Origin of the sequence: Blattabacterium cuenoti, from assembly GCF_014251555.1 — a bacterium.
GTDB classification, from domain to species: domain Bacteria; phylum Bacteroidota; class Bacteroidia; order Flavobacteriales; family Blattabacteriaceae; genus Blattabacterium; species Blattabacterium cuenoti_P.
Genome location: NZ_CP059190.1, coordinates 288,987 through 312,325, shown reverse-complemented (window position 1 = coordinate 312,325; position 23,339 = coordinate 288,987). Strand labels below are relative to the sequence as shown.

The window sequence follows — 23,339 nt, the reverse complement described above, 5'->3', positions numbered from 1 at the left end:
TGTTGTGATGGAAAAACTGAATAATAGTATAGACAGATCCTGGATTGATAAATTAAATAAACCTTTAATTATATCTGGTCCTTGTAGTGCAGAAAGTGAACAACAAATATTAGAAACGGCCAATCGGTTAAATCCTTCCTATGTTCAAGTATTTCGGGCTGGGATATGGAAACCCAGGACAAAACCAAATAATTTTGAAGGAATTGGAAAAAAAGGACTTGAATGGCTTCATAAAGTTAAAAAAAATACTGGATTCATGATAGCTACAGAAGTAGCGAATGCAGAACATGTTAAGTTAGCTATTTCTTTTGAAATTGATGTTCTTTGGATAGGAGCTAGAAGTACAGCTAGTCCTTTCACAATTCAAGAAATAGCGAATGCTCTAGAAGGAGAAAATAATAAAATTATTTTGGTGAAAAACCCAATTCATCCTGATATAGAATTATGGATAGGAGCTTTGGAACGTTTGTTGAGTAAAGGGATTAAAAAATTGGGAGTGATCCACCGTGGTTTTTATACTTACAAAAACTCTAAATATCGGAATCAACCGAATTGGAATTTTTTGTTAAATTTTAGGAGTCTTCTTCCTAGAATCCCCATTATATGTGATCCTTCACATATTTGCGGAAACAAAGAAGGAATTTTTGATATAGCAAAAAAAGCTTATCATTTTCAAAATGAAGGATTAATGATTGAAAGTCATTGTGATCCTGATCATGCTTGGAGTGATGCTCAACAACAAATTACTCCGGAAAGGCTTTTGGAAATGTTAAAAAAATTAACAGATATCAAAAAATGTGATCAAAAAAGTAAAAGGGATTTAAATTCTTTTAGAATTGTTATTGATGAACTAGATGAAAATATTATCGCGCTTTTAGCAGAAAGAATGAACATTTCAAAAAAATTAGGGTCTTTCAAAAAAGCTTCAAATATAGCTATTTATCAACCTGATAGATGGAAAGAAATTATGGAAAAATCTATTCACTTAGGTAGAAGTTTAGGAATTTCTGAAGAATTACTTGAAGGAATTTTTAAACTTTTGCATCAGGAATCTATTAAAATTCAAAATCAAATCAAGTAATTATTTATAGAACTTAAAATAGCTCAGTCCTAAAAAAATGGCTTATTTATTTACCAGCGAATCTGTTTCAGAAGGTCATCCTGATAAAATTTCAGACCAAATATCGGACTCTATATTAGATCATTTTTTAGCGTCTGACCCAGATGCAAAAGTAGCTATAGAAACTTTAGTGACCACTGGACAAATTATATTAGCTGGAGAAGTCAATTCTAAAACTTGGGTTAATGTTCAAAAAATAGCTCGTGATATACTTAGAAAAATAGGATATACTAAAAATGAATATAGATTCAATGCAGATTCTTGTGGAATTATTTCTTCTATTCAAGAACAGTCTTCGGATCTACTGGAGGGGATTCAACGATCAAAAAAAGAAGACCAAGCATCTGGAGATCAAGGGATTGTGTTTGGTTATGCTGTGAAAGAGACTGAAAATTATATGCCTTTAACATTGGAGATTTCACATCATATATTAAGGGAACTTTCATCAATTCGAAATGAAGGAGAAAAAATGACTTACTTACGTCCAGATGCAAAATCGCAAGTCACTTTGGAATATTCGAATACAAATGTACCGGTGCATATTCACTCTATAGTGATTTCAACTCAACATGATGAATTTGATACGAAAGAAAGAATGCAAAAACGTATCGTTCAAGATGTTATAAATATTCTGATTCCAAGAGTCAAGAAGAATATACTATCAAAAAATGTAAAAAAATTGTTTACAGATAAAACAAAATATTACATTAATTCTACAGGAAAATTTGTCATTGGAGGACCTCATGGAGATACTGGACTGACCGGAAGAAAAATTATCGTGGATACTTATGGAGGAAGAGGGTCTCATGGAGGAGGAGCTTTTTCTGGGAAGGATCCATCTAAAATGGATAGATCTGGAGCTTATGCCGCTAGACATATAGCTAAAAATCTTGTTGCAGCAGGAATTTCAGATGAATTACTGATACAAATATCCTATGCAGCAGGAATTTCAGAACCTATTGGTATATTTGTCAATACCTATGGTAAATCAAAGATAGATAATGAAAAAATTGCGTCGAATATAAATCAAATTTTTGATTTACGTCCTTATGCTATAGGAAAAAGATTAAAATTGCGTCAACCAATGTATGAAGAAACATCTGTGTATGGACATATGGGAAAAACTCCAAGAAAAGTATATAAGTCTTTTTTGGATATAGAAGGAAGTCAAAAAAAACAAGAAGTAGAACTTTTCACATGGGAAAAGTTGGACTATTTACCTGTCATAAAAGACATTTTTAATATGAAATTAAAAAAATAGGTATTTTTAGTTAAATCTTTTAACTATGTCTTACAATTTATTGAAAGGGAAAAAAGGAATTATATTTGGAGCCTTGGATGAAAATTCTATTGCGTGGAAGGTAGCGGAACGTGCTTATGAAGAAAAAGCGTCTTTTGTATTAACTAATACACCAGTTTCTTTAAGAATTGGTAAAATTAATGAATTATCTCATAAAACAAAATCGATGGTAATTCCAGCAGACGCTACTTCCATATCAGATCTTAATATTTTGTTTGAAAAAACATTAGATCATTTTGGAGGAAAAATAGATTTCTTATTGCATTCTATAGCTATGTCTATTAATATTCGAAAAGGATTGACTTATCCCTCTCTGAATTATGAATTTTTAAGAAAAGGATGGGAAATATCTGCTGTTTCTTATCATAAGATTATGCAAACGGCTTGGAATAAAAAAGCGATGAATAAGTGGGGGTCTATTGTAGCTTTAACATATATTGCTTCTCAACGAAGTTTTCCACATTATGGAGATATGTCTGATTATAAGTCTTATTTAGAAAGTATTACACGTAATTTTGGTTATCATTGGGGGATTAAAGAAAAGGTTAGGGTAAATACTGTATCACAATCTCCTAGTCTCACAAGAGCAGCAAAAGCTATCAAAGGTTTTGATGAATTTTTTATTTTATCTGAAAAAATATCTCCATTAGGAAACGCTTCCGCAGAAGATTGTGCTAACTATATAATTACACTTTTTTCAGATTTAACAAGAAAAGTAACGATGCAAAACTTGTATCATGATGGAGGATTTTCTAATACTGGAATTAGTGAAACGATGATTTCATAAAAAAAAATATCTCTAGAGAACGCTCGCTCCGCTTGCTTTTAAATCCTATAAATATGAAAAAAATTATAGCTCCATCCTTACTTTCAGCTAATTTAGCTTTTTTACATCGTGATATAGAAATGCTGAATGAAAGTGACGCAGATTGGTTCCATATTGATATTATGGATTCCTCTTTTGTTTCTAATATTTCTTTTGGATCATTGTTCACTAAATATGTAAAAAAATACGCTAATAAACCTATGGATGTTCATTTAATGATATTACAACCAGATCGATATATTGAACAATTTAAAAATTGTGGAGCCGATCATTTACATGTTCATTATGAAGCTTGTATTCACTTAAACAAAACTATTTTTTCTATTAAAGAATATGGGATGAAGGTAGGTGTAGCTGTGAATCCGCATACTCCAGTTTTTCTTTTACAAGATATCATTAAAGATATAGATTTTGTTTTATTGATGAGTGTTAATCCTGGTTCTAGCGGACAGAAGTTTATTAGACAAACATATCAAAAATTAGAAGAAACTAAAGATTTAATCTTAAAAAAAGATTCTTCTGCTCTCATAGAAGTTGATGGAGGAATTAATTTAGAAAATGCTTCCTTTTTATTTAAAAATGGAGCAGATATATTAGTAGCAGGAACTACTATTTTTTCTAATTCGAATCCAAAAAAAATTATTCATAAAATGAAATTTTGTAATAATGATTTGTCATGATTTCTAAAGAAACTATAAAAAAAATACTTTCTGTTTCTTGTATAGAAGATTTAATTGGAGATTTTGTAGAATTAAAAAAAAGTGGTCTAAATTATAGAGGACTTAGTCCTTTTTCTAATGAAAAAACGCCTTCTTTTATAGTTTCTCCTACAAAAAAAATATGGAAAGATTTCAGTTCTGGAAAAGGTGGAAATATTATTACTTTTCTTATGGAACATGAACATTTTACTTATGTAGAATCATTACGTTATCTTGCTAAAAAATATGATATCAAAATTGATTATACAGAAAAATTTAGTAAAATAGACCATGAAGAATATGAAAAATTATACTTGATACAAGATTATGCAAAACATTTTTTCATAAATCAATTGTTTTTTACTAAAGAGGGACAGAAAAATGGATTCAATTATTTAATTCAAAAAAGAGGATTTAATATGAAAATAATTCAGAAATTTGGATTAGGTTATGCCCCTCTTTATTGGAGTTTTTTTACGAAAAAAGCCTTAGAAAAAGGATTTAAAATACGGGATCTAAAAAAATCGGGTTTTACTGTTTTCAGTAAATATTATAATAATTTTTTTGATTGTTTTCGTCAACGTGTGATGTTTCCAATCCATAATTTATCAGGAAGGGTGATAGGTTTTGGTGGGAGAAATATTGATTCTAGTTCTTCGAAATATATCAATTCATCCGAAAGCGATATCTTTCAAAAAAGTAAAATTCTATATGGTTTATTTCAAGCTAAAAAAAACATTCTCAAAGAAGATCTTTGTTATTTAGTGGAAGGATATACAGATGTTATTTCTTTACATCAATCTGGAATCAAGAATGTGGTTTCTTCTTCTGGAATTTCACTGACTGTCGATCAAATACTATTGATCAAAAAATTTACAAAAAATATTGTTCTTTTTTATGATGGAGATCGTTCTGGAATTCAAGCCTCTTTAAGAGGAATTAATATGATACTGGAACAAGGAATGAATTTACGTATATTATTTCTTTCTAACGGAGAAGATCCAGATTCTATATCTAAAAAGTATTCTCCCACTCAATTAAAAGGTTTCTTAGCGAAAAAAAGCTATAATTTTGTTTCTTTTAAACAAAAAATATATGAAAAATTTCATCAAGATGATCCCATTAAAAAATCATTTTTGATTTTAAACATTTTGAATAGTATTTCAAAAATTTCCAATGTTCTTCAAAAAGAATTATACTTGCAAGAAGCATCCAAAATTTTAAAAATTCGTCAAGAAGTTCTAATTCATGAATTAGAAAGAATCAACAAAAAAAATGGACAAAGACTTCGTACGGTTAAAGCGATCCAGAGCAAAAAAAAGAACCAAAACACTCTTCTTCTTCTTGAAGAAGAATTGATTCAATTAATTTTAAATCATGGAAATAAAATAATAAAAAAAGAAAAATGCAACACAACAGTTTTCGAAGAGATTTTGCATACTTTCAAATATTGTAATTTACGTTTTTCTTTGAAAAAGAACCAAGAAGTATTTGATAAAATTTGTTTACAAAAAGAAAAAACAGGTTATTTAAATGGATTTGATGATAAAGAAAATCAAAAATTTTATTTATTATCCAAATGGGATAGAAAAGGGATACAAGTATCTTCTCACGAAGATCACATAGATCAATATATAATGGATCTTTTATTAAGATATAGATCTTTATACATTTCAAAATTAATTAAAAAAGAAATTATTCATCATCATCTAACAAAAAATGATGATAAAAAATCTTTTCTCAAAAAAATCATGTATTTAACAAATATCAAAAATGAAATTCATAAGAAGTTACATAGAGAAGTTACATAGATAGATATGTGTGATTTTTTTTCTATAATAATTTTTTTGGTAAATTCGTTCATATAAACTTGCGAAAAATGAAGACATTAATTTCAAGAAAAGCGCCTAATTTTACGGCTAGTGCCGTATTAAATGGAAAAGATATTGTACAAAATTTTACTTTAGAACAATTTTATGGAAAAAAGTATGTTTTACTTTTCTTCTATCCTAAAGATTTTACTTTTGTATGCCCTACAGAAATTTATGCATTTCAAGAAAAAATAAAGGATTTTGAGACTAGAAATGTACAAATTATTGCTGTATCTACGGACACAGAACAATCTCATTGGGCTTGGTTGCAGATGCCAAAAGAAAAAGGTGGAATAGATGGGGTTACTTACCCTATTGTTTCTGATATTAATAAAACCATATCTCATAACTATGGAGTTTTGTCTGGAAATTGGATTTGCAATCATGATGAAGGATTGAAAGAAGCAACGGGAGAACTTATTGCTTACAGAGGATTATTTTTAATAGATAAAGAAGGTATTATACGACATCTTTTAATTAATGATTTTCCTTTAGGTAGAAATGTGCATGAAGCTATTCGTATGATAGATGCTCTTCAATATTATGAAAAAAATGGAGAAGTGTGCCCAGCAAATTGGACAAAAGGAAAAAAAGCGATGAAGGCTAGTCATAGTGGGATTATAGATTATTTTTCATCTTAGAATTAGAAAAGTGGATCAGATCAGATCGTCTGATCCTTTTTTTTTCATTCATTATAACCAAAAATAAATGGTAAAAAAAAAAGTAGCATTTTATACAATGGGGTGTAAACTCAATTACGCGGAGACCTCTACTATAGCAAGAAAATTTTCGGATTTATATTATCAACATGTTCCTTTCAAGAGTTATGCAGATATTTATGTAATCAATAGTTGTTCTGTTACAAAAAATGCAGAAATTGAATTTAGACATATTGTACGTTCTGCTATGAATCAAAATTCACAAGCTTTTATTATAGCAGTAGGATGTTATGCTCAACTGGATTCTAAAAAAGTTTCTTCTATCGTTGGAGTTGATCTAGTTTTAGGTTCTGACGAAAAATTCAAAATCATAGATTATCTTGATCGAGAATTATTGAAAAAATCTCATTCAAAAATTATTTCAAATACAAAGACAAAAAATGCTTATTTTCCATCGTTTTCTGTTGGAGATAGAACTCGTTCTTTTTTAAAAATACAGGATGGATGTGATTATAAGTGTAGTTATTGCATTATTCCCATATCAAGAGGAGCCTCTCGTTCTGAGAGTATAGAAAATATATTGAAAAATATTAGGTTTCTTTTTCAAAACGGAGTGAAAGAAATCGTTTTAACAGGTATCAATATTGGAGATTATGGAAAGAAAATATATGGAGTAAATCGTCGTTTGTATACATTTTTTGATTTAATACAAGCTATAGATCAAATCAAAGAAAAAGGAAGAATACGTTTATCTTCTATAGAACCTAATTTATTGAAAAATGAATGTATTGAATTTTTGTCTAAAAGCAAACATTTTGTTCCTCATTTTCATATTCCTTTACAATCTGGAAGCAATGATATATTGGAAAAAATGCAAAGACGTTATAGACGAGAACTTTATCAAGAAAAAGTAAAACAAATCCGATGGTTCATACCAGATGCTTATATAGGTTCAGATGTTATTGTTGGATTTCCTGGAGAAACACATAAACATTTTTTGGAAACTTATCATTTTTTGAAAAAATTAGAAATTTCATCTCTGCACATATTTACTTATTCTCCTCGACCAAATACGAAATCTATCACAATACAGGGACATGTATCTAAAAAAATACAATGGAAACGGAATCAAATCTTGAGAAATCTTTCAAACAAAAAATATCGTTTTTTTTGCGAAAGACAAATTCATACGAAGAAAACCGTTTTATTTGAAAAAAATTCTACAAATCAAGAATATTTATATGGATATACAGAAAATTATATTAGAACTAAGATTCCATTGAATTCATCCAATTTATTATATAAAAACACATTACAAAATGTGTTTATAACAAAAATAGATAAAGATGGAATTATGATAGCCGAACCCATTATCAATAAATTCTGAATTATTGATCCAATTTTTTTGACATAGGTATGAATTCTACATCAAAAATTTCTTGAAAAGATTTTTTGACCATGAGTTTTACCTCTTGAAAAGAGATATCATTCTTTTTTAATTCTTTTTTCAAAGAAGTTACTTCTTGATCGTAAATCCCACAAGGAATAATATAATCAAAATATCGTAAATCTGTATTGACATTTAAAGCAAATCCGTGCATCGTTACCCAACGACTCATTCTAATTCCTATTGCACATATTTTTCTTGATTTTCCGTTTTTTACATGATTATGAAACCATACTCCTGTTTTTCCTTTTTTTCGTTCTCCCTTGATTCCATAATTTTTCCATAAAAAATGGATTATCACTTCTTCTAAAAGACGAAGATATTTATGAATATCCGTAAAAAAATAATCCATATTTAGAATGGGATATCCTATCAATTGTCCAGGTCCATGGTAGGTGATATCACCTCCTCTGTCGGTTTGATAACAAGTTGCATCTATTTTTTCTAAAAAATCTGATGAAACCAATAAATGTTTATCTCTTTTTCCATTTTTACCTATAGTATATACATGGGGGTGTTCTACAAATAGAAAATATCCGGCTTTTTGAGAAGAAATGTTATTTACTTTTTTTTGAATAATCTCATCAAATAATTTTTTCTGATATTTCCAAGTTTCTTCATATTCTTTTTTTCCTAAGTCTTCGAAAAAAAGTATTTTTTTTTTTCATAGTTTTTTTTAAATTTTAAACAAATGTACCTTCGTTTTGTTCATTTTTGGTACATATACAAATCAATCTATGTCCTATTTATCAGAACAGCAAATCATACGCAGAAAAAAACTAGATCAATTAAAATTACTAGGAATAAATCCTTATCCATCAGAGGAATACAATGTAACCGCTTTCATTTGTAATATACTAAAAAATTTTACAGAAACAGAAAAAGAAACTATTAGCATAGCCGGACGTTTAATGCGTTTGCGTATTTTAGGAAAAGCTTCTTTTGGAGAAATCAAAGATCATACGGGTTGCATACAAATATACTTTTCTAAAGATCATTTAGACTCGGATAAAATGGGAAAAGAGGACACTTACAATATTTTTTTAAAAAAACTTATAGATATAGGAGATATTATTGGAGTGACAGGTTTTTTATTTAAAACGAAAATGAATGAAATCACTATCCATGCTCATAAATTAACTTTGTTATCCAAATCTATACGACCATTACCACAAGTCAAAGTGGATAAAAAAAATAAAAAAACATATGATGCTTTTTCCAATACGGAACAACGTTATCGTATGCGTTATGTAGATCTTATAGTCAATGATCATGTCAAAGAAATTTTTTTAAAACGTACTCGTATCATACAGAAAATAAGGAATTTTTTGGATGATAAAGGGTATCTAGAAGTAGATACACCTATTTTACAATCTATTCCTGGAGGAGCCATAGCTCGTCCTTTTGAAACTTATCACAACACACTAGGAATTCCATTGTATTTACGTATAGCTAATGAACTTTATTTGAAAAGACTTATAATTGGTGGTTTTCACGGGGTCTATGAATTTTCTAGAAATTTCAGAAATGAGGGAATGGATCGAATTCATAATCCAGAATTTACTGTACTTGAGCTTTATATAGCTTATAAAGACTATTATTGGATGATGAATTTTACAGAAAGATTGATGAAGTGTATCTGGAATAAATTTCAAGAAAAAGAAAATAATCATATTAATTTTCAAACTCCTTTTCCCCGTATTCCTATATTGGATTCTATTAAAAAATACACAGGATTTAATCTAGAAAAAATGGAAGAGAAAGAGTTAAGAAAAGTATGTCAAAAATTGCATATAGAAGAAAATGTAAAAATGAGTAAAGCTAAACTGATTGAGAACATTTTTGAAGAAAAATGCGAAAAAAATTACATTAATCCTACTTTCATTATTGATTATCCAGTAGAAATGAGTCCTTTAACTAAAAAACATCGTCATAAAAAAAATTTATCAGAACGTTTTGAACTTATTATCAATGGTCAAGAAATTGCCAATGCTTATTCAGAACTTAATGATCCTATAGATCAACTTAATCGTTTACGAGAACAAATGAAATTATCCGAAAAAAACACAAAAGATGAATCAATGTCAATTGATCAAGATTTTATACGTGCTTTAGAATTTGGAATGCCTCCTACTGCAGGGATTGGAATTGGAATAGATCGTTTAGTGATGTTACTTACTCAAAAGAACTCTATTCAAGAAGTTTTACTTTTTCCACAAATGCGTCCAGAAAAAGGAGGAAAAAAATAAGTTATTTATTTACTAATCCTAATACTCTTAATCCGTTTATTGTAGCAATTTCGACCAAATGATCTATATCATAATAATGACAAGCTTCTAACATCACACGTAATTCTATCCATAGATTTCCATCAGAAAAAGGTTTGTATATATCACAAATATTATCTGTTCCAAAAGCCACTATGATTCCTTCAGGAACCATTTCGTCCACTGGAGTGATAGAATTATGGCTAGGAGTTAAACGTTCACTTCTGGTATGATCAATCCAAGCAATGGGACAAGAGATTACCATTAGATCTGCTCTTTTTATTAATTGATAGATTTCATAACGATAAGCTCTAGCATGTGCTGCTAAAGAAATACTATGTATAGCTACTACTTTTCCTTGCATTCCATGTTCAATCGTTTTTTTGGCTAATTTTTCGGTTTCTTTTTCTTCGCTAGTATTAAATTGATCAACATGTACATGGACTATTTTTCCCCTTTTTTTAGCTGTTTTTAATAAAATATCTAGATGTTCATCTTCTTTTCCATAATCTTTAGCGGGTAACCCCCCAATAATATCCACAAATTCTACTGATTTATCGAACCAATATTTTGACTTTTTATCCAACACCCCTTTCAAAACTTGATTAGCAAAACAAATATGGATGGAATTTCCATAATTATTTTTCAATTTTTGAGCTGCTTTCAAGGCACGATCTTCAATAATTTCATCCACATCAATAAAGGTGCACAAAGCTTGTGTTCCTTGCATTAAAAAATATTCCAAAGCTTTTTCCATACGGATATAAATATCCTCTTCTGTAGCTAAACGTTTCATTTCATCAACCAAATACCATTTTTTTTTGAGGGATAAATAAGAATATTTGAAATTTTTTTTTGTTAGAGTATAAGCCCTATCTAAGTGAGCATGAGCATTAACCCATCCACCTTTTTCTTTCACTTTTTCTATAAAAATTTTTTTAGGATTCATTTTTAATCGGTTTATTAAATATTGGAAATCCAAATTACTTTTTTATTTATAAAAAATGGTTCTTGAAAATAATGATTTAAAGGATATTCTATAGCATGAGGAAATTTTTTTAATTCCTCATAAAGATTTCCTCCTTTTAGATATAAAGCTCCATTTTGAATTTTAGAATTGGATTTGTATTTAAATTTATTTTTTATCCAATTATGGATGATATTTATTTTTGTGACAGCTCGAGTAACCACAAAATCAAATTTATTTTCTAATTTTTCTGCACGTATACAAATAGGATGTGCATTTTTTAAATGAAGATCATATATGATTTTTTCTATAATTTTAATTTTTTTTCGAATAGAATCTACTAATATAAATTCTGTATGAGGAAAAACTATGGATAAAGGGATTCCCGGAAATCCTCCACCTGTGCCTAAATCCATAACACATGATCCAGGGAAAAAAGAAAATACTTTAGCTATTCCTAAACAAAAAAGGACATGTTGTTGATAAAAATCGTAGAATGTCTTTCTAGAAATTAAATTCACATGCGAATTCCAATATGCGTATAAATTTTTCAAAGAAGACAACTTTTCGATTTGTTGACTCAATAGATCTGGAAAATATTTTTTAATTAATTCCATATTAGTGGATCAATAAATTTATAATCAAATTTATTTAGATTTGTAATCATTTCAAATTCGAATATCTATGAAAAATAGATTGTCTCATCGTTTGCAAAATATATCTTATTCGCAAACCATAGCTATGTCAGCTAAAGCTAGAGAATTAAAAAACAAAGGCTATGACATTATCAACTTAAGTTTGGGAGAACCAGACTTTTTACCTCCTAATTTCGTTTTAGATGCTGCTAAACAAGCGATCGATGAAGGTTATCATTATTATACTCCTGTTTCCGGATATTTAGAACTTAGAAAAGTAATATGCGAAAAATTCTACCGTGATAATCATTTAAAATATACTCCTTCTCAAATTGTAGTTTCTACTGGAGCAAAACAAGCTATCATGAATGTTCTTTTATCTTTGCTGAATCAAAATGATGAAGTCATTATCCCCGCTCCTTATTGGGTAAGTTATTTACAAATGGTAAAATTATGTGAATCTTATCCTGTTGTCGTCCAAACAACCATGAAAAACAATTTTAAAATTCATCCAAAACAGTTAGAAAAAGTAATAACCTCTAAAACTAAATTATTTATTTTCAGTACTCCTTGTAATCCTACAGGAAGTGTTTATTCTTATCAAGAATTAAGAGATTTAGCAGAAATTTTTAAAAAACATCCAAGAATCATGATTCTTTCTGATGAGATTTATGAACATATTTGTTATTCTGACAAACATGCTACTAGTATTGCTGTATTTCCTGATATTTATAATCAAGTTATCACTCTAAATGGACTTTCTAAGGCTTTTTCAATGACGGGTTGGAGAATTGGATATATTGGAGCTCCAGAATGGATTGCTCAATCTTGTGATAAGATACAGGGGCAAATGACTTCTTGTGCTAATTCTATTGCACAGAGAGCAGCTATTTCTGCATTAAAAGCCGATCCAAGTGAAATAGGATATATGATCAAAGAGTTTAAAAAAAGAAGAAACTTAGTTTTGAATCTGATCAAAGAAATTGATGGTTTTCAATTTAATAAACCAAATGGAGCTTTTTATATTTTTCCAAAAGTTTCAGATTTTTTTGGAAAAAAATTATATGGTAAAGTTATTCAAAATGCGGATGATTTTTCTGAATTATTACTTGAAAAAGCTCAAGTAGCTACCGTGAGTGGGAGTGCTTTTGGTGATCATGAATATTTGCGTATCTCTTACGCTTCATCAGAAGATAAAATTATAGAAGCTTTCACAAGAATAAAAAAGGCATTAAATTAAAGGTGGACGACCGGATTCGAACCGGCGACCCTCAGAACCACAATCTGATGCTCTAAACCAACTGAGCTACGTCCACCATATAATATAAATCCCCACAAATATAACTAATAACAAAAACTTTCTATAATTTTTTTACAATAAGAAAAAAGATCGCTATATATCCATTTTAGGATGATTTTTTTTTCTTGAATAGGGTATAAAAGATGAACATTTGCACCTGCATCTAATGTAAAATAGATATTTTTCTTGCTTTGTATTCTAAAATCCCATACAGTATAAAGAACGTTCAGAGTATTTGGTTTCATCCATAAAAAATAGGGACGAGATGTCATGATCATGGCATGAAGAGTCAAAGCTTCATGCTCTATCAATTCTCCAAATTCTTGAAAATCTCCTATTTTTAATATGGAGATAAGCCGATCCATATTTTTATTAGCACATTTAAGTCTTTCTCTAGCATAAGGATGATTATTCATTAACTGATGCCCTTTTGAACTCAAAATCTTTTTAGGTTCTTCATCTATTATTAAAATAGTATTTACCATTTTCGTAAAAATGGAGTGGACTTTATATGGATATGGAATAGCATAAAGATCATTACTCCCTTTTATGGATTGATGACATCCCCAGACAACAAGTCCAGGATAAATAGATCTGCAAGCACTTCCGGAACCTAATCTAGCTAAAAAAGAAGCTTTTTTTAAAAAAAAATCTTCTTTTAAAGAAGAAACTAATTTTTTTTCTATTTCCATAATACATAATGCTAAAGCACTCATAGAAGAAGCAGAAGAAGCTATTCCACTACTATGTGGAAAAGTATTATAGGTTTTGATAATAAAATTAAAATCTCGTAAATAAGAACAATAAAATGAGATTCTATGAAAAAATTCCAAAATCTTTGGAATAAAACTAGTTTTTTCTTTTCCAGACAGAAAAACTTTTATGGATAAATTTCTTTTTTTTTTCTCTCTCAGATAATAAATTAATCGTGTTACCGTGTAAACTCCTCCCAGTGAATAACTAATAGACGAATTCAACGGAATTTGAATTTTATTCTTATGCTTTCCCCAATATTTAATTAAAGCAATATTAGAATGACTTTTTCTTGTGACTACTCCATTTTGGCCTATAGAATATTTTTTTTTCCTATAAAAAAAACAGTTTCTTTTCAAAATTTAATTACAAATCATTTTCACTTTGATTGATATAATCTAACATTTTTTTATCGTCCAATTCCCCCTCAGAACGAGCTATTACACAACTAGCTAATCCATTTCCTATCACATTTACGGTCGTGCGAGCCATGTCCATTAATTCATCTATTCCTATAATAGCTAATATAGGCCAAGTAGGTAATCCAAAAGAAGCAACAGTCGCTAAAAGAATAACTAAAGATGCTCTAGGTACTCCTGCTACTCCTTTGCTAGTTAAAATTAAAGTCAAACCTATGAATATCTGTTGACTAAAACTCAAAGGAATACCAGATGCTTGTGCTACAAAAACAGTAGCTAAAGATAAATATAAAGTAGTCCCATCCAAATTGAAGCTATAACCTGTAGGAATCACAAAAGCAATAATTTTTCTGGGAACGCCTAATTTCTCTAAATTTTCCATAAGTAGAGGTAAGGCTGATTCAGAACTTGTAGTAGCAAATGCAAGTGAGACAGGTTCAGTTAATGCTTTAATGAAACTTTTTAAAGGAACTTTAATCCATAAAAGAATAGGAAGTAAAACAACTATCAAAAAGATAAGTAAAGCAATATAAAGAGTCAACAATAACTGAAATAAATTATATAAAATATCCAACCCCATATGTCCTACTGTATAAGCTATAGCGGATCCTACTCCTATAGGAGCAAAATACATGATAATTTTAGTAAATTTAAACATGATTTCTGAAAGACTCTCTGCAAATAGTAATAGAGGGGTTCGTTTTTTCTCTTCCAGAAAAACCATGGAAATTCCGAAAATAACAGAAAATACCACTATAGGCAATACGTCTCCGTGATATATAGATTTGATAAAATTTTCTGGGAATACATGAAGAATAGTGTTTTGCCAAGTTCTACTTTCTACTTTTGGCAATTGTTGTTCTGTGATTCCCGAAGGCATCACAATACCTACTCCAGCTTGAGAGACATTAATAGCAATAAGACCAATGAATAAAGCTAAAGTTGTTACAACTTCAAAATATAGTAGGGACTTCCATCCCATACTGCCTAATTGTTTAATATTAGAATGACTAGCTATTCCAACTACTAAAGTTGAGAATAATATTGGAGCAATAATAGTTTTTATCAATCTCAAAAATATTTGAGATAAAAATCTTAGTTCTACAGCGATTTTTGGTAGATCTAATCCTATTTCTATTCCTATGATAATGGATAATAAGATCCAAGTAGTTAAATCTTTTTTCAGAAAGGCATACAATATGAAAAGAGATATGACGAAGCATCTTAGCATGCAAAGAGACAACTTATCCAATCCTAAAAAAGATTTTGACAAATGGATCAATACATATGCTAAAACACTTAAAAAAGCTATTAATAAAACTTTTTCTTTTTTTACTTTCATTCCAATACTCATTTTGTAAAATTCAACATATCTCAAAAATCCAATTAAAAACTATACGGACGGTAACAGTCCCGTAGGGACTCGAACCCTAACTTACAGAACCAAAATCTGCTGTGCTACCGTTACACAACGGGTCTATGTGTAAAACGGTAACAGACCCGTAGGGACTCGAACCCCAACTTACAGAACCAAAATCTGCTGTGCTACCGTTACACAACGGGTCTATGTGTAAATATATACCATTTTTTTTTCAAAAACATTATAATTATGCCTAAATTGAGGTTTTTTGGTTATTATTTAAATCCATCAAATATATGTCTGTGAAAATACGTTTAAAAAGAATAGGAAAAAAGCATAAACCTATTTATCATATAGTTGTAGCTGATTCTCGTTCTCCACGAGATGGTAAATTTATTGAAAAACTAGGAACTTATAATCCTCATACGGATCCTCCTTCAACTGTATTGAAAATGGAAAATGCTGTTTCATGGTTAATGAAAGGAGCACAACCTACTAACACGGTTAGATCCATTTTTTCTCAAAACGGTGTATTACTCAAAAAACATTTATTAGAAGGAGTTAAAAAAGGAGTTTTAACTGATGAAGAATGCCACAAAAGATTTCATGGATGGTACAAAAAATATAAAATTTAATTTAATAAGTAACATGGAAATTCTAATTTTTCTGAAAGATCTAAATCATAAGAACTATTTTTTATAGAAAAATTACCTATACGTTCTCTTCTTAAAGAAAGTAGATAAGCTACGCTTCTGAGTTCTTTTCCAAAATCTTGAGCAATAGATCTAATATAAGTTCCTTTTCCACATTCTATAAAAAATTTTATGTAGGGAATTCCTATCTTTAGAATATGAAATTGATAAATATTAACACGTCTCGATTTCATTGAATTTATTATTATTTTTTCTCCTTTTCTAGCATACTCATAGAATCTTTTCCCTTTTCTTTTTAAGGCCGAAAAAGAGGGAGGATATTGATCTATTTCTCCTATAAATTTTTGCGATGTTTTTCTAATAAGTTGAGGAGTGATGTGTGAAATGGAAGAAAAATTATATTCTTCTGTTTCTGAATCAAAAGATAAAGTTTCACAGCCTAATTTTATAATTCCTGTATAAGTTTTTTTATAATTTTGAATCTCATCTACTTTTTTAGTATATTTTCCTGTTAGAACAATTAGTAAACCTGTGGCAAGAGGATCTAAAGTTCCCGCGTGTCCTATTTTTAAATTTCCTTTTTTTGTTGTAGGAGTATCCATGAGAATAGAATTTTTAATTTTTTTCACAATTTCAAAAGAAGTCCATCCCCACGGTTTATCTATTAATAACATTTTTCCATTTTGAAATTCTAATAAATCTTTGATCAAAATTTACCAAGCGGTTTAATCAAATAATGTATAACAAGAAAAAAAATACCTAAAATGATTCGATAGTATCCAAATAATTTGAAATTATTTTTTTTCAAATATTTCATAAAATATTTGAGAACTATAATTCCAGTTATGAAAGCTACTATGTTTCCTAAAAATAATAATTTTATCTCTTTAAATGTAAATGTAAATGTAAAAGAATTTAATTGAAAATAATAATCAAATAATTTTTTACATGTAGCAATTCCAATAACAGGCACAGATAAAAAGAAAGAGAATTCAATAGCTTTTCTTCTATTGACATTTTGTAGCATACAAGAAACAATGGTAGTTGCACTTCTAGATACTCCTGGGATCAAAGCCATACATTGAAATAAACCAATAATAAAAGCTTTGAAATAAGTAATTCTATTCCTTTTATTAGGGTAATTTTTTTCATAAAAATTTTCTGCTTTCAAAATGACTAATCCACCTATAAAAAGAGATAGAGCTACAATCAGTGGATCTACTAATAAAAAATTTGTTTTTTTGGAAGAAAAAAAACCCAAAATCCCTACAGGAAAACTAGCTACAAAAATTTTTAGGTAAAAATCCCATTTTTGAAAAAAAAATTTGTTTCTATACAAAAAAACTACTGATAAAACTGCTCCAAGCTGAACAGATACAAGAAATAAATTTGTTATTTTATCTTCTAGTATTCCCATAATAGAAGCTGCAAGGATCATATGTCCTGTAGAAGAAATAGGTAAAAACTCTGTAATTCCTTCAATAATCCCTAATAGGATTGATTGAATATAATTCATGATGGAATGTGATGTATTTTGTTGAATTGGATAAAACTAGAATACTATACATCAATTTTTGCATGTATTGCATTTTTTTCTATGAAATTTCTACGTGGTGGAACTTCATCTCCCATAAGAATGGAGAATATATTGTCTGCTTCCGAATGATTTTCTATATTGACTTTGCGTAGAGTTCTCTTCTTGGGGTTCATAGTCGTTTCCCAAAGTTGTTCCGCATTCATCTCTCCTAATCCTTTGTAACGTTGTATATTAACAGATTTTCTTCCTCCTAATTGATTGAGTATATTTTCTCTTTCTTGATCACTCCAAGCATATTGATAATGATTTCCTTTTCGGATTAAATAAAGTGGAGGTGTTGCAATATAAATGTGTCCTTTTTCTATTAATGGTTTCATATAACGAAAGAACAATGTTAAAATCAAAGTAGAAATATGACTTCCATCTATGTCCGCATCTGTCATAATAATAATTTTATTGTATCTCAGTTTTTTGACATTTAAAATTTCTTGATCTTCTTCTGTTCCAATAGAGACTCCTAAAGAAGTAAATATATTTTTTATTTCCTCATTTTCAAATATTTTATACTGCATAGCTTTTTCAACATTTAATATTTTACCTCGTAAAGGTAAAATAGCTTGAAAATTTCTATCTCTACCTTGTTTAGCTGTTCCACCAGCAGAATCTCCTTCAACCAAATAAATTTCACAATTTTCTGGATTATTGAAAGAACAATCTGCTAATTTTCCAGGTAAAATACTATTATTGATGGGATTTTTTTTTTGTATTAATTCACGAGCTTTTTTAGCGGCTTGACGTGCTTTAGCTGCTAAAATGACTTTATCAATAATTTTTTTTCTATCACTAGGGTGTTCTTCTAAATAACTATTCAACATTTCTCCTACAATTTTATCTACAATTCCTCCCACTTCGTGATTGCTTAATTTAGTCTTGGTTTGTCCTTCAAATTGAGGTTCCATTACTCTTACAGATATAATAGCTGTAATTCCTTCCCTAAAATCATCTCCAGTCAACTCGACTTTATCTTTATTGGATAAAATTCCATATCCTTCCGCATATTTTTTTAACGTTCTTGTTAGTGCTCTTCGAAATCCAGAAAGATGAGTTCCTCCTTCATAAGTATTGATATTGTTAACATAAGAATAAATTTTTTCTTTAAAAGAAGTATTGTATTGCATTGCAACTTCTACAATTGTATTGTCTTTTTCACCTTCAATAAAAATAACATTTTTTGTTAAAGATTCCTGATTTTTATCTAAAATAGAAAGATATTCTTTTAATCCATTTTTAGAAAAAAAATATTCTTTGATGTTCTTTCTTTCATCTTTTAAAAATAAGTGCAGTCCTTTATTTAAAAAAGCTAATTCTTTCAATCGATTGGCTAAAATTTCATAATTATATGTAATGGAATTAAAAATAGAATGATCAGCAAGATAATGAATTTTTGTTCCTTGCATATTGGTTTTTCCTAAACATTTTACAGGATAAAGGGCTTTTCCTTTTAAATACTCTTGTTGATAAATTTTTCCGTTACGATAAATTGTGACTATAAGTTTTTTAGATAGAGCATTTACACAGGAAATTCCTACCCCGTGTAATCCTCCCGAAACTTTATAAGAATTTTTATCAAATTTACCACCTGCACCAATTTTAGTCATAACTACTTCAAGAGCAGATTTTCCTTCTTTTTTATGAATGTCTATTGGAATTCCACGACCATTGTCAAGTACGGTAATAAATTCATTTTTGTGAATTGTCACCCATATTTTATTGCAAAAATCTGCTAAGGCTTCATCGACAGAATTATCTATCACTTCGTAGACTAAATGATGCAACCCTCTAATTCCTACATCTCCAATATACATAGAAGGTCTGAGTCGAATATGTTCTATTCCCTCAAGAGATTGAATACTATCTGCTGTATAATTTTTTATAGTATTTTGTTTACTCATAATCCATGAATTTTATTTAGAAATTTTTATTATTTCCATAAAAATTTATAGTTTTATCTTCGATCAAAGATAGAATAAAAATGTTTTTGCGTGAAAATTTGGGAGAAAAAGACTAATTTTAGTTTTGATAAAGAAATAGAAAATTTTACATCAGGGAAGGATTCTCAAATAGATTTACTTTTAGCCCCGCATGATGTTATAGGAACTATAGCTCATATCATTATGTTAAAAAGTATTGGATTATTAAATCAAAAAGATTTAATAATTTTGATTAAGGAGTTGCGTTACATTTATATTCACGAAATATTAAAGAATAATTTTAGAATAGATGAAGGAATAGAAGATATTCATTCTCAAATAGAGTTTTTGTTAACAAATCGTTTAGGAGAAGTAGGTCAAAAAATACATAGTGGTAGATCCAGAAATGATCAAATATTGGTAGATTTGAAACTTTTTGTTCGCACAGAAATCAAAGAAATAGTTTTGATTACTTATTCTTTTTTTGATTTGTTATTAAAATTAAGTGAACAACATAAAAATACATTAATGCCTGGTTATACTCATTATCAAATAGCTATGCCTTCTTCTTTTGGACTTTGGTTTGCTGCATATGCAGAAAGTTTAATAGATGATTTGCTATTAATTCGCACAGCATATCGTATTGTTAACAAAAACCCTTTAGGATCTGCTGCAGGTTATGGATCTTCTTTCCCTTTAAATCGAAAAATAACAACGGATTTATTGGGATTTGAAAATTTAAATTACAATGTAATATATGCTCAAATGGGACGTGGTAAAATGGAAAGAATAGTTTCAGAATCTATTGCTTCTTTAGCAAGAACTTTAAGTAAAATGGCACAAGATATTTGCTTATATTTAAGTCAAAATTTCAATTTCATTAGTTTTCCTGATCATCTGACTACCGGATCTAGCATAATGCCTCATAAGAAAAATCCAGATGTTTTTGAGATGATACGAGCTAAATGTAATAGAATTACTTCATTACCTAATGAAATTTCTTTGATTACTTCTAATTTTTGCTCTGGATATCATAGAGATTTTCAAATTATTAAAGAAAGATTTTTTCCTCTTTTTGAAGAAATAAAAAAATGTTTTTCTATGTTTAAGTATATGTTGAATCATATTATAGTGAGAAAGGACATTCTTAAGGAAGAGAAGTATAAATACTTGTTCAGTGTAGAAGTTGTTAACAAACTGGTTGTTGAAGAAGGATATTCTTTTAGAAAAGCTTATCAAAAAGTAGGTTTAGATATCCAAAATGGATGTTTTAAACCCTTGATAAATAATTTTTATTCTCATGAAGGGAGCATAGGCAATTTATGTAATGAAAAAATTAGAAATTTGATGCAAGATGTGATCAAAGAATTTGATTTTGATCAACTTGACAAAGTTATAAAACGTTTAATTTATAGCAAAATTTCTTTTGAAGGATCCTCTACGAATCCAATTTTCGTTTAAGTTGCATGGATTTTTGATAAAACCAGTCTTTGATTTTTTTATGATGTCCAGATAAAAGAATTTCTGGTACAGCCCATCCTTTATAAACAACTGGACGAGTATAAATGGGAGGAGCTATTAATAAAGATTCTTTTTGAAAAGAATCCGTAAGAATGGAATCTTGGTTTTGTATGACACCAGGTAATAATCGAACTACAGATTCTACTACAACAGCAGCTGCTAGTTCTCCTCCAGATAAAACGTAGTTTCCAATAGATATTTCTTCGGATATCAAGTGATCTCTAATTCTCTGATCAATTCCTTTGTAACGTCCACAAAGAATGATGATATTTTTTTTATCAGTTAGAGTTTTTGCATATTTTTGTGAAAATAACTTTCCATCAGGAGTCATAAAAATTTTTTTATCATAATTTCGTTCTGATAACAATTTTGAAAAACATTGATATACAGGCTCTATTCTAATAACCATTCCGGATCCACCTCCATAAGGATAATCGTCCACTTTTTTACGCTTCCCTAAACCATATTGACGTAAATCATGAACATAAATATCAATCAATCCTTTATTGATTGCTTTTTTAATAAGAGAATTGGAAAAAGGACTATGAAGAATTTCAGGAATTACGCTAACAATATCTATACGCATTATTTTTCTTAGTAATATACACTTTGACTAAGAATCTAGGAATGAAACTAATGAAAAAATTCTACCTTTGTTAATAATTTATAAAAATGAATTATATCGTATCTATAGTAGGACGTCCAAATGTTGGAAAATCTACTTTGTTTAATCGTCTTGTAGGAAGAAAACAAGCTATTGTTCATATGACAAGTGGAGTCACAAGAGATCGTATTTTTGGAAATTCAGAATGGAATGGAGTCAAATTCTCTGTGGTGGATACAGGTGGTTTTAGTTTTACGATTTCAGAAAATAATGTACTTGAAAAAGAAATAAAAAATCAAATTTTCATGGCTATCAAAGAAGCAGATGTGATTTTGTTTTTGGTAGATATCATGGGAATATTCTACGCGGATAAAGAAATAGCTAAAATACTCAGAAAATGTCATAAAATTACTTTATTAGTAGTAAATAAAGTAGACAACGGAAAAATCATATATTCTGATACAGATTTTTTTCGTTTAGGATTTGTAAATTATTACTACATCTCAGCTATAAATGGAAGTGGAACGGGAGAATTACTAGATAAATTAGTAGAAATATTCAAAGAAAAATTCGTTAAAATAAAAGAAAAAATCGCAGAAAAAGAATTTCTTCCTCGTTTTTCTGTTGTAGGACGTCCAAATGTTGGAAAATCTACTTTGATTAACTCTTTTTTAGATAAAAATCATCATATTGTAACTAACATTTCTGGAACGACTAGAGATAGTCTAGATGTTTTCTACAAAAAATGGGGATATGAATGTATTTTAGTTGATACTCCTGGAGTAAGAAAAAAATCAAAAATAAGAGAAAACATTGAATTTTATTCTTCTATAAGAACGGTAAAAACGATAGAATACACTGATGTTTGTCTTTTAATGGTAGATGCATCTAGTGGATGGGAAAAACAGGATATGAACATTTTTAAATTAGTGAAAAAATATCATAAAGGGATTATAATTCTTATTAATAAATGGGATTTGTTTCATAATAAAAATTATTCTATGCAAAAAAATTATGAATTTTTGATTCGAAAAAAAATATCTCCATTTGATAATGTTCCCATTCTTTTTATATCTGCTAAAAATAAAGATGGAATTCATCATATTATTCCCATAGCTGATCAGATTTTAAAATCCCGTAAAAACAGATTAAAAACGAATATTTTAAATAAAATTATGTTACCAATTTTGAAAAAAAACCCTCCTCCTTCTAAGAAAAAAAAGAAATTAATAACTATCAAATATTGTACTCAGCTGCCCTCATGCACGCCAATATTTATTTTTTTTTCTAATTTTCCTCAATACATAAAAGAATCTTATAAAAGATTTGTTGAAAATCAAATTCGTTATCACTTTGATTTTAGAGGAGTCCCCATACAAATTTTCTTTAGAAAAAAATAATTTTTTAGGATTTATTATCTATTTTTTTTGAT

At 28.8% G+C, this 23,339-nt stretch carries 21 protein-coding genes and 3 tRNA genes; 12 read left to right on the top strand and 12 right to left on the bottom strand.

Annotation, left to right across the window (positions count from 1 at the left end; genetic code table 11):
- The first annotated feature begins 7 nt into the window (after positions 1–7).
- From H0H68_RS01500 to mtaB, 7 genes are all read left to right on the top strand, one after another.
- Positions 8–1,081 carry a bifunctional 3-deoxy-7-phosphoheptulonate synthase/chorismate mutase type II gene (locus tag H0H68_RS01500; RefSeq protein WP_185853594.1) on the top strand — a complete coding sequence of 358 codons (1,074 nt, stop codon included), beginning with the start codon at positions 8–10 and terminating at the stop codon, positions 1,079–1,081.
- 37 nt (positions 1,082–1,118) lie between these two features.
- Positions 1,119–2,381 carry a methionine adenosyltransferase gene (metK, locus tag H0H68_RS01495; protein WP_185853593.1) on the top strand — a complete coding sequence of 421 codons (1,263 nt, stop codon included), beginning with the start codon at positions 1,119–1,121 and terminating at the stop codon, positions 2,379–2,381.
- Positions 2,382–2,406: 25 nt separating this feature from the next.
- Positions 2,407–3,207: an enoyl-ACP reductase FabI gene (locus H0H68_RS01490; RefSeq protein ID WP_185853592.1), complete on the top strand. Its 801-nt coding sequence runs from the start codon at positions 2,407–2,409 to the stop codon at positions 3,205–3,207.
- A 53-nt stretch (positions 3,208–3,260) separates the two neighbouring features.
- On the top strand, positions 3,261–3,926 hold the full coding sequence (gene rpe, locus H0H68_RS01485; protein WP_185853591.1) for a ribulose-phosphate 3-epimerase: 666 nt from the start codon (positions 3,261–3,263) through the stop codon (positions 3,924–3,926).
- Positions 3,923–5,755, top strand: coding sequence for a DNA primase (gene dnaG / locus H0H68_RS01480; RefSeq protein ID WP_185853590.1), 1,833 nt, complete (start codon positions 3,923–3,925; stop codon positions 5,753–5,755). The genes rpe and dnaG overlap by 4 nt, the downstream gene beginning before the upstream one ends.
- Before the next feature lie 68 nt (positions 5,756–5,823).
- Positions 5,824–6,456, top strand: coding sequence for a peroxiredoxin (locus H0H68_RS01475; protein WP_185853589.1), 633 nt, complete (start codon positions 5,824–5,826; stop codon positions 6,454–6,456).
- Between the two features lie 67 nt (positions 6,457–6,523).
- Positions 6,524–7,861, top strand: a complete 1,338-nt coding sequence (gene mtaB / locus H0H68_RS01470; RefSeq protein ID WP_185853588.1) for a tRNA (N(6)-L-threonylcarbamoyladenosine(37)-C(2))-methylthiotransferase MtaB — start codon at positions 6,524–6,526, stop codon at positions 7,859–7,861.
- 1 nt (position 7,862) lies between these two features.
- On the opposite strand, the gene lipB is transcribed toward mtaB, so the two are convergent.
- Positions 7,863–8,576 carry a lipoyl(octanoyl) transferase LipB gene (lipB, locus tag H0H68_RS01465; protein WP_185853626.1) on the bottom strand — a complete coding sequence of 238 codons (714 nt, stop codon included), beginning with the start codon at positions 8,574–8,576 and terminating at the stop codon, positions 7,863–7,865.
- 82 nt (positions 8,577–8,658) lie between these two features.
- On the opposite strand from lipB, the gene lysS reads away from it, so the two are divergent.
- Positions 8,659–10,170: a lysine--tRNA ligase gene (gene lysS / locus H0H68_RS01460; RefSeq protein WP_185853587.1), complete on the top strand. Its 1,512-nt coding sequence runs from the start codon at positions 8,659–8,661 to the stop codon at positions 10,168–10,170.
- A gap of 1 nt (position 10,171) precedes the next feature.
- On the opposite strand, the gene H0H68_RS01455 is transcribed toward lysS, so the two are convergent.
- Together H0H68_RS01455 and rsmG are read right to left on the bottom strand one after the other, a co-directional pair.
- Positions 10,172–11,137 (bottom strand): amidohydrolase family protein, encoded by a 966-nt coding sequence (locus H0H68_RS01455; RefSeq protein WP_185853586.1) that lies wholly within the window; start codon positions 11,135–11,137, stop codon positions 10,172–10,174.
- 14 nt (positions 11,138–11,151) lie between these two features.
- Positions 11,152–11,772, bottom strand: coding sequence for a 16S rRNA (guanine(527)-N(7))-methyltransferase RsmG (rsmG, locus tag H0H68_RS01450; protein ID WP_185853585.1), 621 nt, complete (start codon positions 11,770–11,772; stop codon positions 11,152–11,154).
- A gap of 67 nt (positions 11,773–11,839) precedes the next feature.
- On the opposite strand from rsmG, the gene H0H68_RS01445 reads away from it, so the two are divergent.
- The gene (locus H0H68_RS01445; protein WP_185853584.1) at positions 11,840–13,030 is read left to right on the top strand and encodes a pyridoxal phosphate-dependent aminotransferase; all 1,191 of its coding nucleotides are present in this window, start codon (positions 11,840–11,842) and stop codon (positions 13,028–13,030) included.
- Between the two features lies 1 nt (position 13,031).
- Here the strand turns inward: H0H68_RS01445 and H0H68_RS01440 are convergent.
- The 5 genes from H0H68_RS01440 to H0H68_RS01420 form a co-directional block, all read right to left on the bottom strand.
- A tRNA-His gene (locus tag H0H68_RS01440) sits at positions 13,032–13,106 on the bottom strand.
- Between the two features lie 28 nt (positions 13,107–13,134).
- Complete coding sequence (locus H0H68_RS01435; protein ID WP_185853583.1) at positions 13,135–14,202, bottom strand: diphosphomevalonate/mevalonate 3,5-bisphosphate decarboxylase family protein; 1,068 nt, start codon at positions 14,200–14,202, stop codon at positions 13,135–13,137.
- Between the two features lie 7 nt (positions 14,203–14,209).
- The gene (locus H0H68_RS01430; protein WP_185853625.1) at positions 14,210–15,616 is read right to left on the bottom strand and encodes a dicarboxylate/amino acid:cation symporter; all 1,407 of its coding nucleotides are present in this window, start codon (positions 15,614–15,616) and stop codon (positions 14,210–14,212) included.
- A gap of 54 nt (positions 15,617–15,670) precedes the next feature.
- Positions 15,671–15,741 (bottom strand) — tRNA-Gln (locus tag H0H68_RS01425).
- 16 nt (positions 15,742–15,757) lie between these two features.
- Positions 15,758–15,828, bottom strand: a tRNA-Gln gene (locus H0H68_RS01420).
- Positions 15,829–15,918: 90 nt separating this feature from the next.
- On the opposite strand from H0H68_RS01420, the gene rpsP reads away from it, so the two are divergent.
- Complete coding sequence (gene rpsP, locus H0H68_RS01415) at positions 15,919–16,257, top strand: 30S ribosomal protein S16 (protein WP_185853582.1); 339 nt, start codon at positions 15,919–15,921, stop codon at positions 16,255–16,257.
- Here rpsP and truB read toward each other — a convergent pair.
- The 3 genes from truB to gyrB are packed head-to-tail and all read right to left on the bottom strand — an operon-like array spanning position 16,254 to position 19,764.
- A complete protein-coding gene (gene truB, locus H0H68_RS01410; RefSeq protein ID WP_185853581.1) occupies positions 16,254–16,985 on the bottom strand; it encodes a tRNA pseudouridine(55) synthase TruB in 732 nt (243 codons plus the stop codon). The two genes, rpsP and truB, sit on opposite strands and share 4 nt — an antisense overlap.
- Positions 16,982–17,791: an undecaprenyl-diphosphate phosphatase gene (locus tag H0H68_RS01405; protein WP_185853580.1), complete on the bottom strand. Its 810-nt coding sequence runs from the start codon at positions 17,789–17,791 to the stop codon at positions 16,982–16,984. Before H0H68_RS01405 ends, truB begins: the two co-directional genes overlap by 4 nt.
- Positions 17,792–17,835: 44 nt before the next feature.
- The gene (gene gyrB / locus H0H68_RS01400; RefSeq protein WP_185853579.1) at positions 17,836–19,764 is read right to left on the bottom strand and encodes a DNA topoisomerase (ATP-hydrolyzing) subunit B; all 1,929 of its coding nucleotides are present in this window, start codon (positions 19,762–19,764) and stop codon (positions 17,836–17,838) included.
- 90 nt (positions 19,765–19,854) lie between these two features.
- Here gyrB and argH point away from each other — a divergent pair, with 90 nt between their 5' ends.
- A complete protein-coding gene (gene argH, locus H0H68_RS01395; protein ID WP_185853578.1) occupies positions 19,855–21,243 on the top strand; it encodes an argininosuccinate lyase in 1,389 nt (462 codons plus the stop codon).
- On the opposite strand, the gene trmD is transcribed toward argH, so the two are convergent.
- On the bottom strand, positions 21,221–21,889 hold the full coding sequence (gene trmD, locus H0H68_RS01390; RefSeq protein ID WP_185853577.1) for a tRNA (guanosine(37)-N1)-methyltransferase TrmD: 669 nt from the start codon (positions 21,887–21,889) through the stop codon (positions 21,221–21,223). The genes argH and trmD overlap by 23 nt on opposite strands.
- A gap of 86 nt (positions 21,890–21,975) precedes the next feature.
- Between trmD and der the strand changes: the two genes are divergently transcribed.
- A complete protein-coding gene (gene der / locus H0H68_RS01385; RefSeq protein WP_185853576.1) occupies positions 21,976–23,307 on the top strand; it encodes a ribosome biogenesis GTPase Der in 1,332 nt (443 codons plus the stop codon).
- The last annotated feature ends 32 nt before the right edge of the window (positions 23,308–23,339 follow it).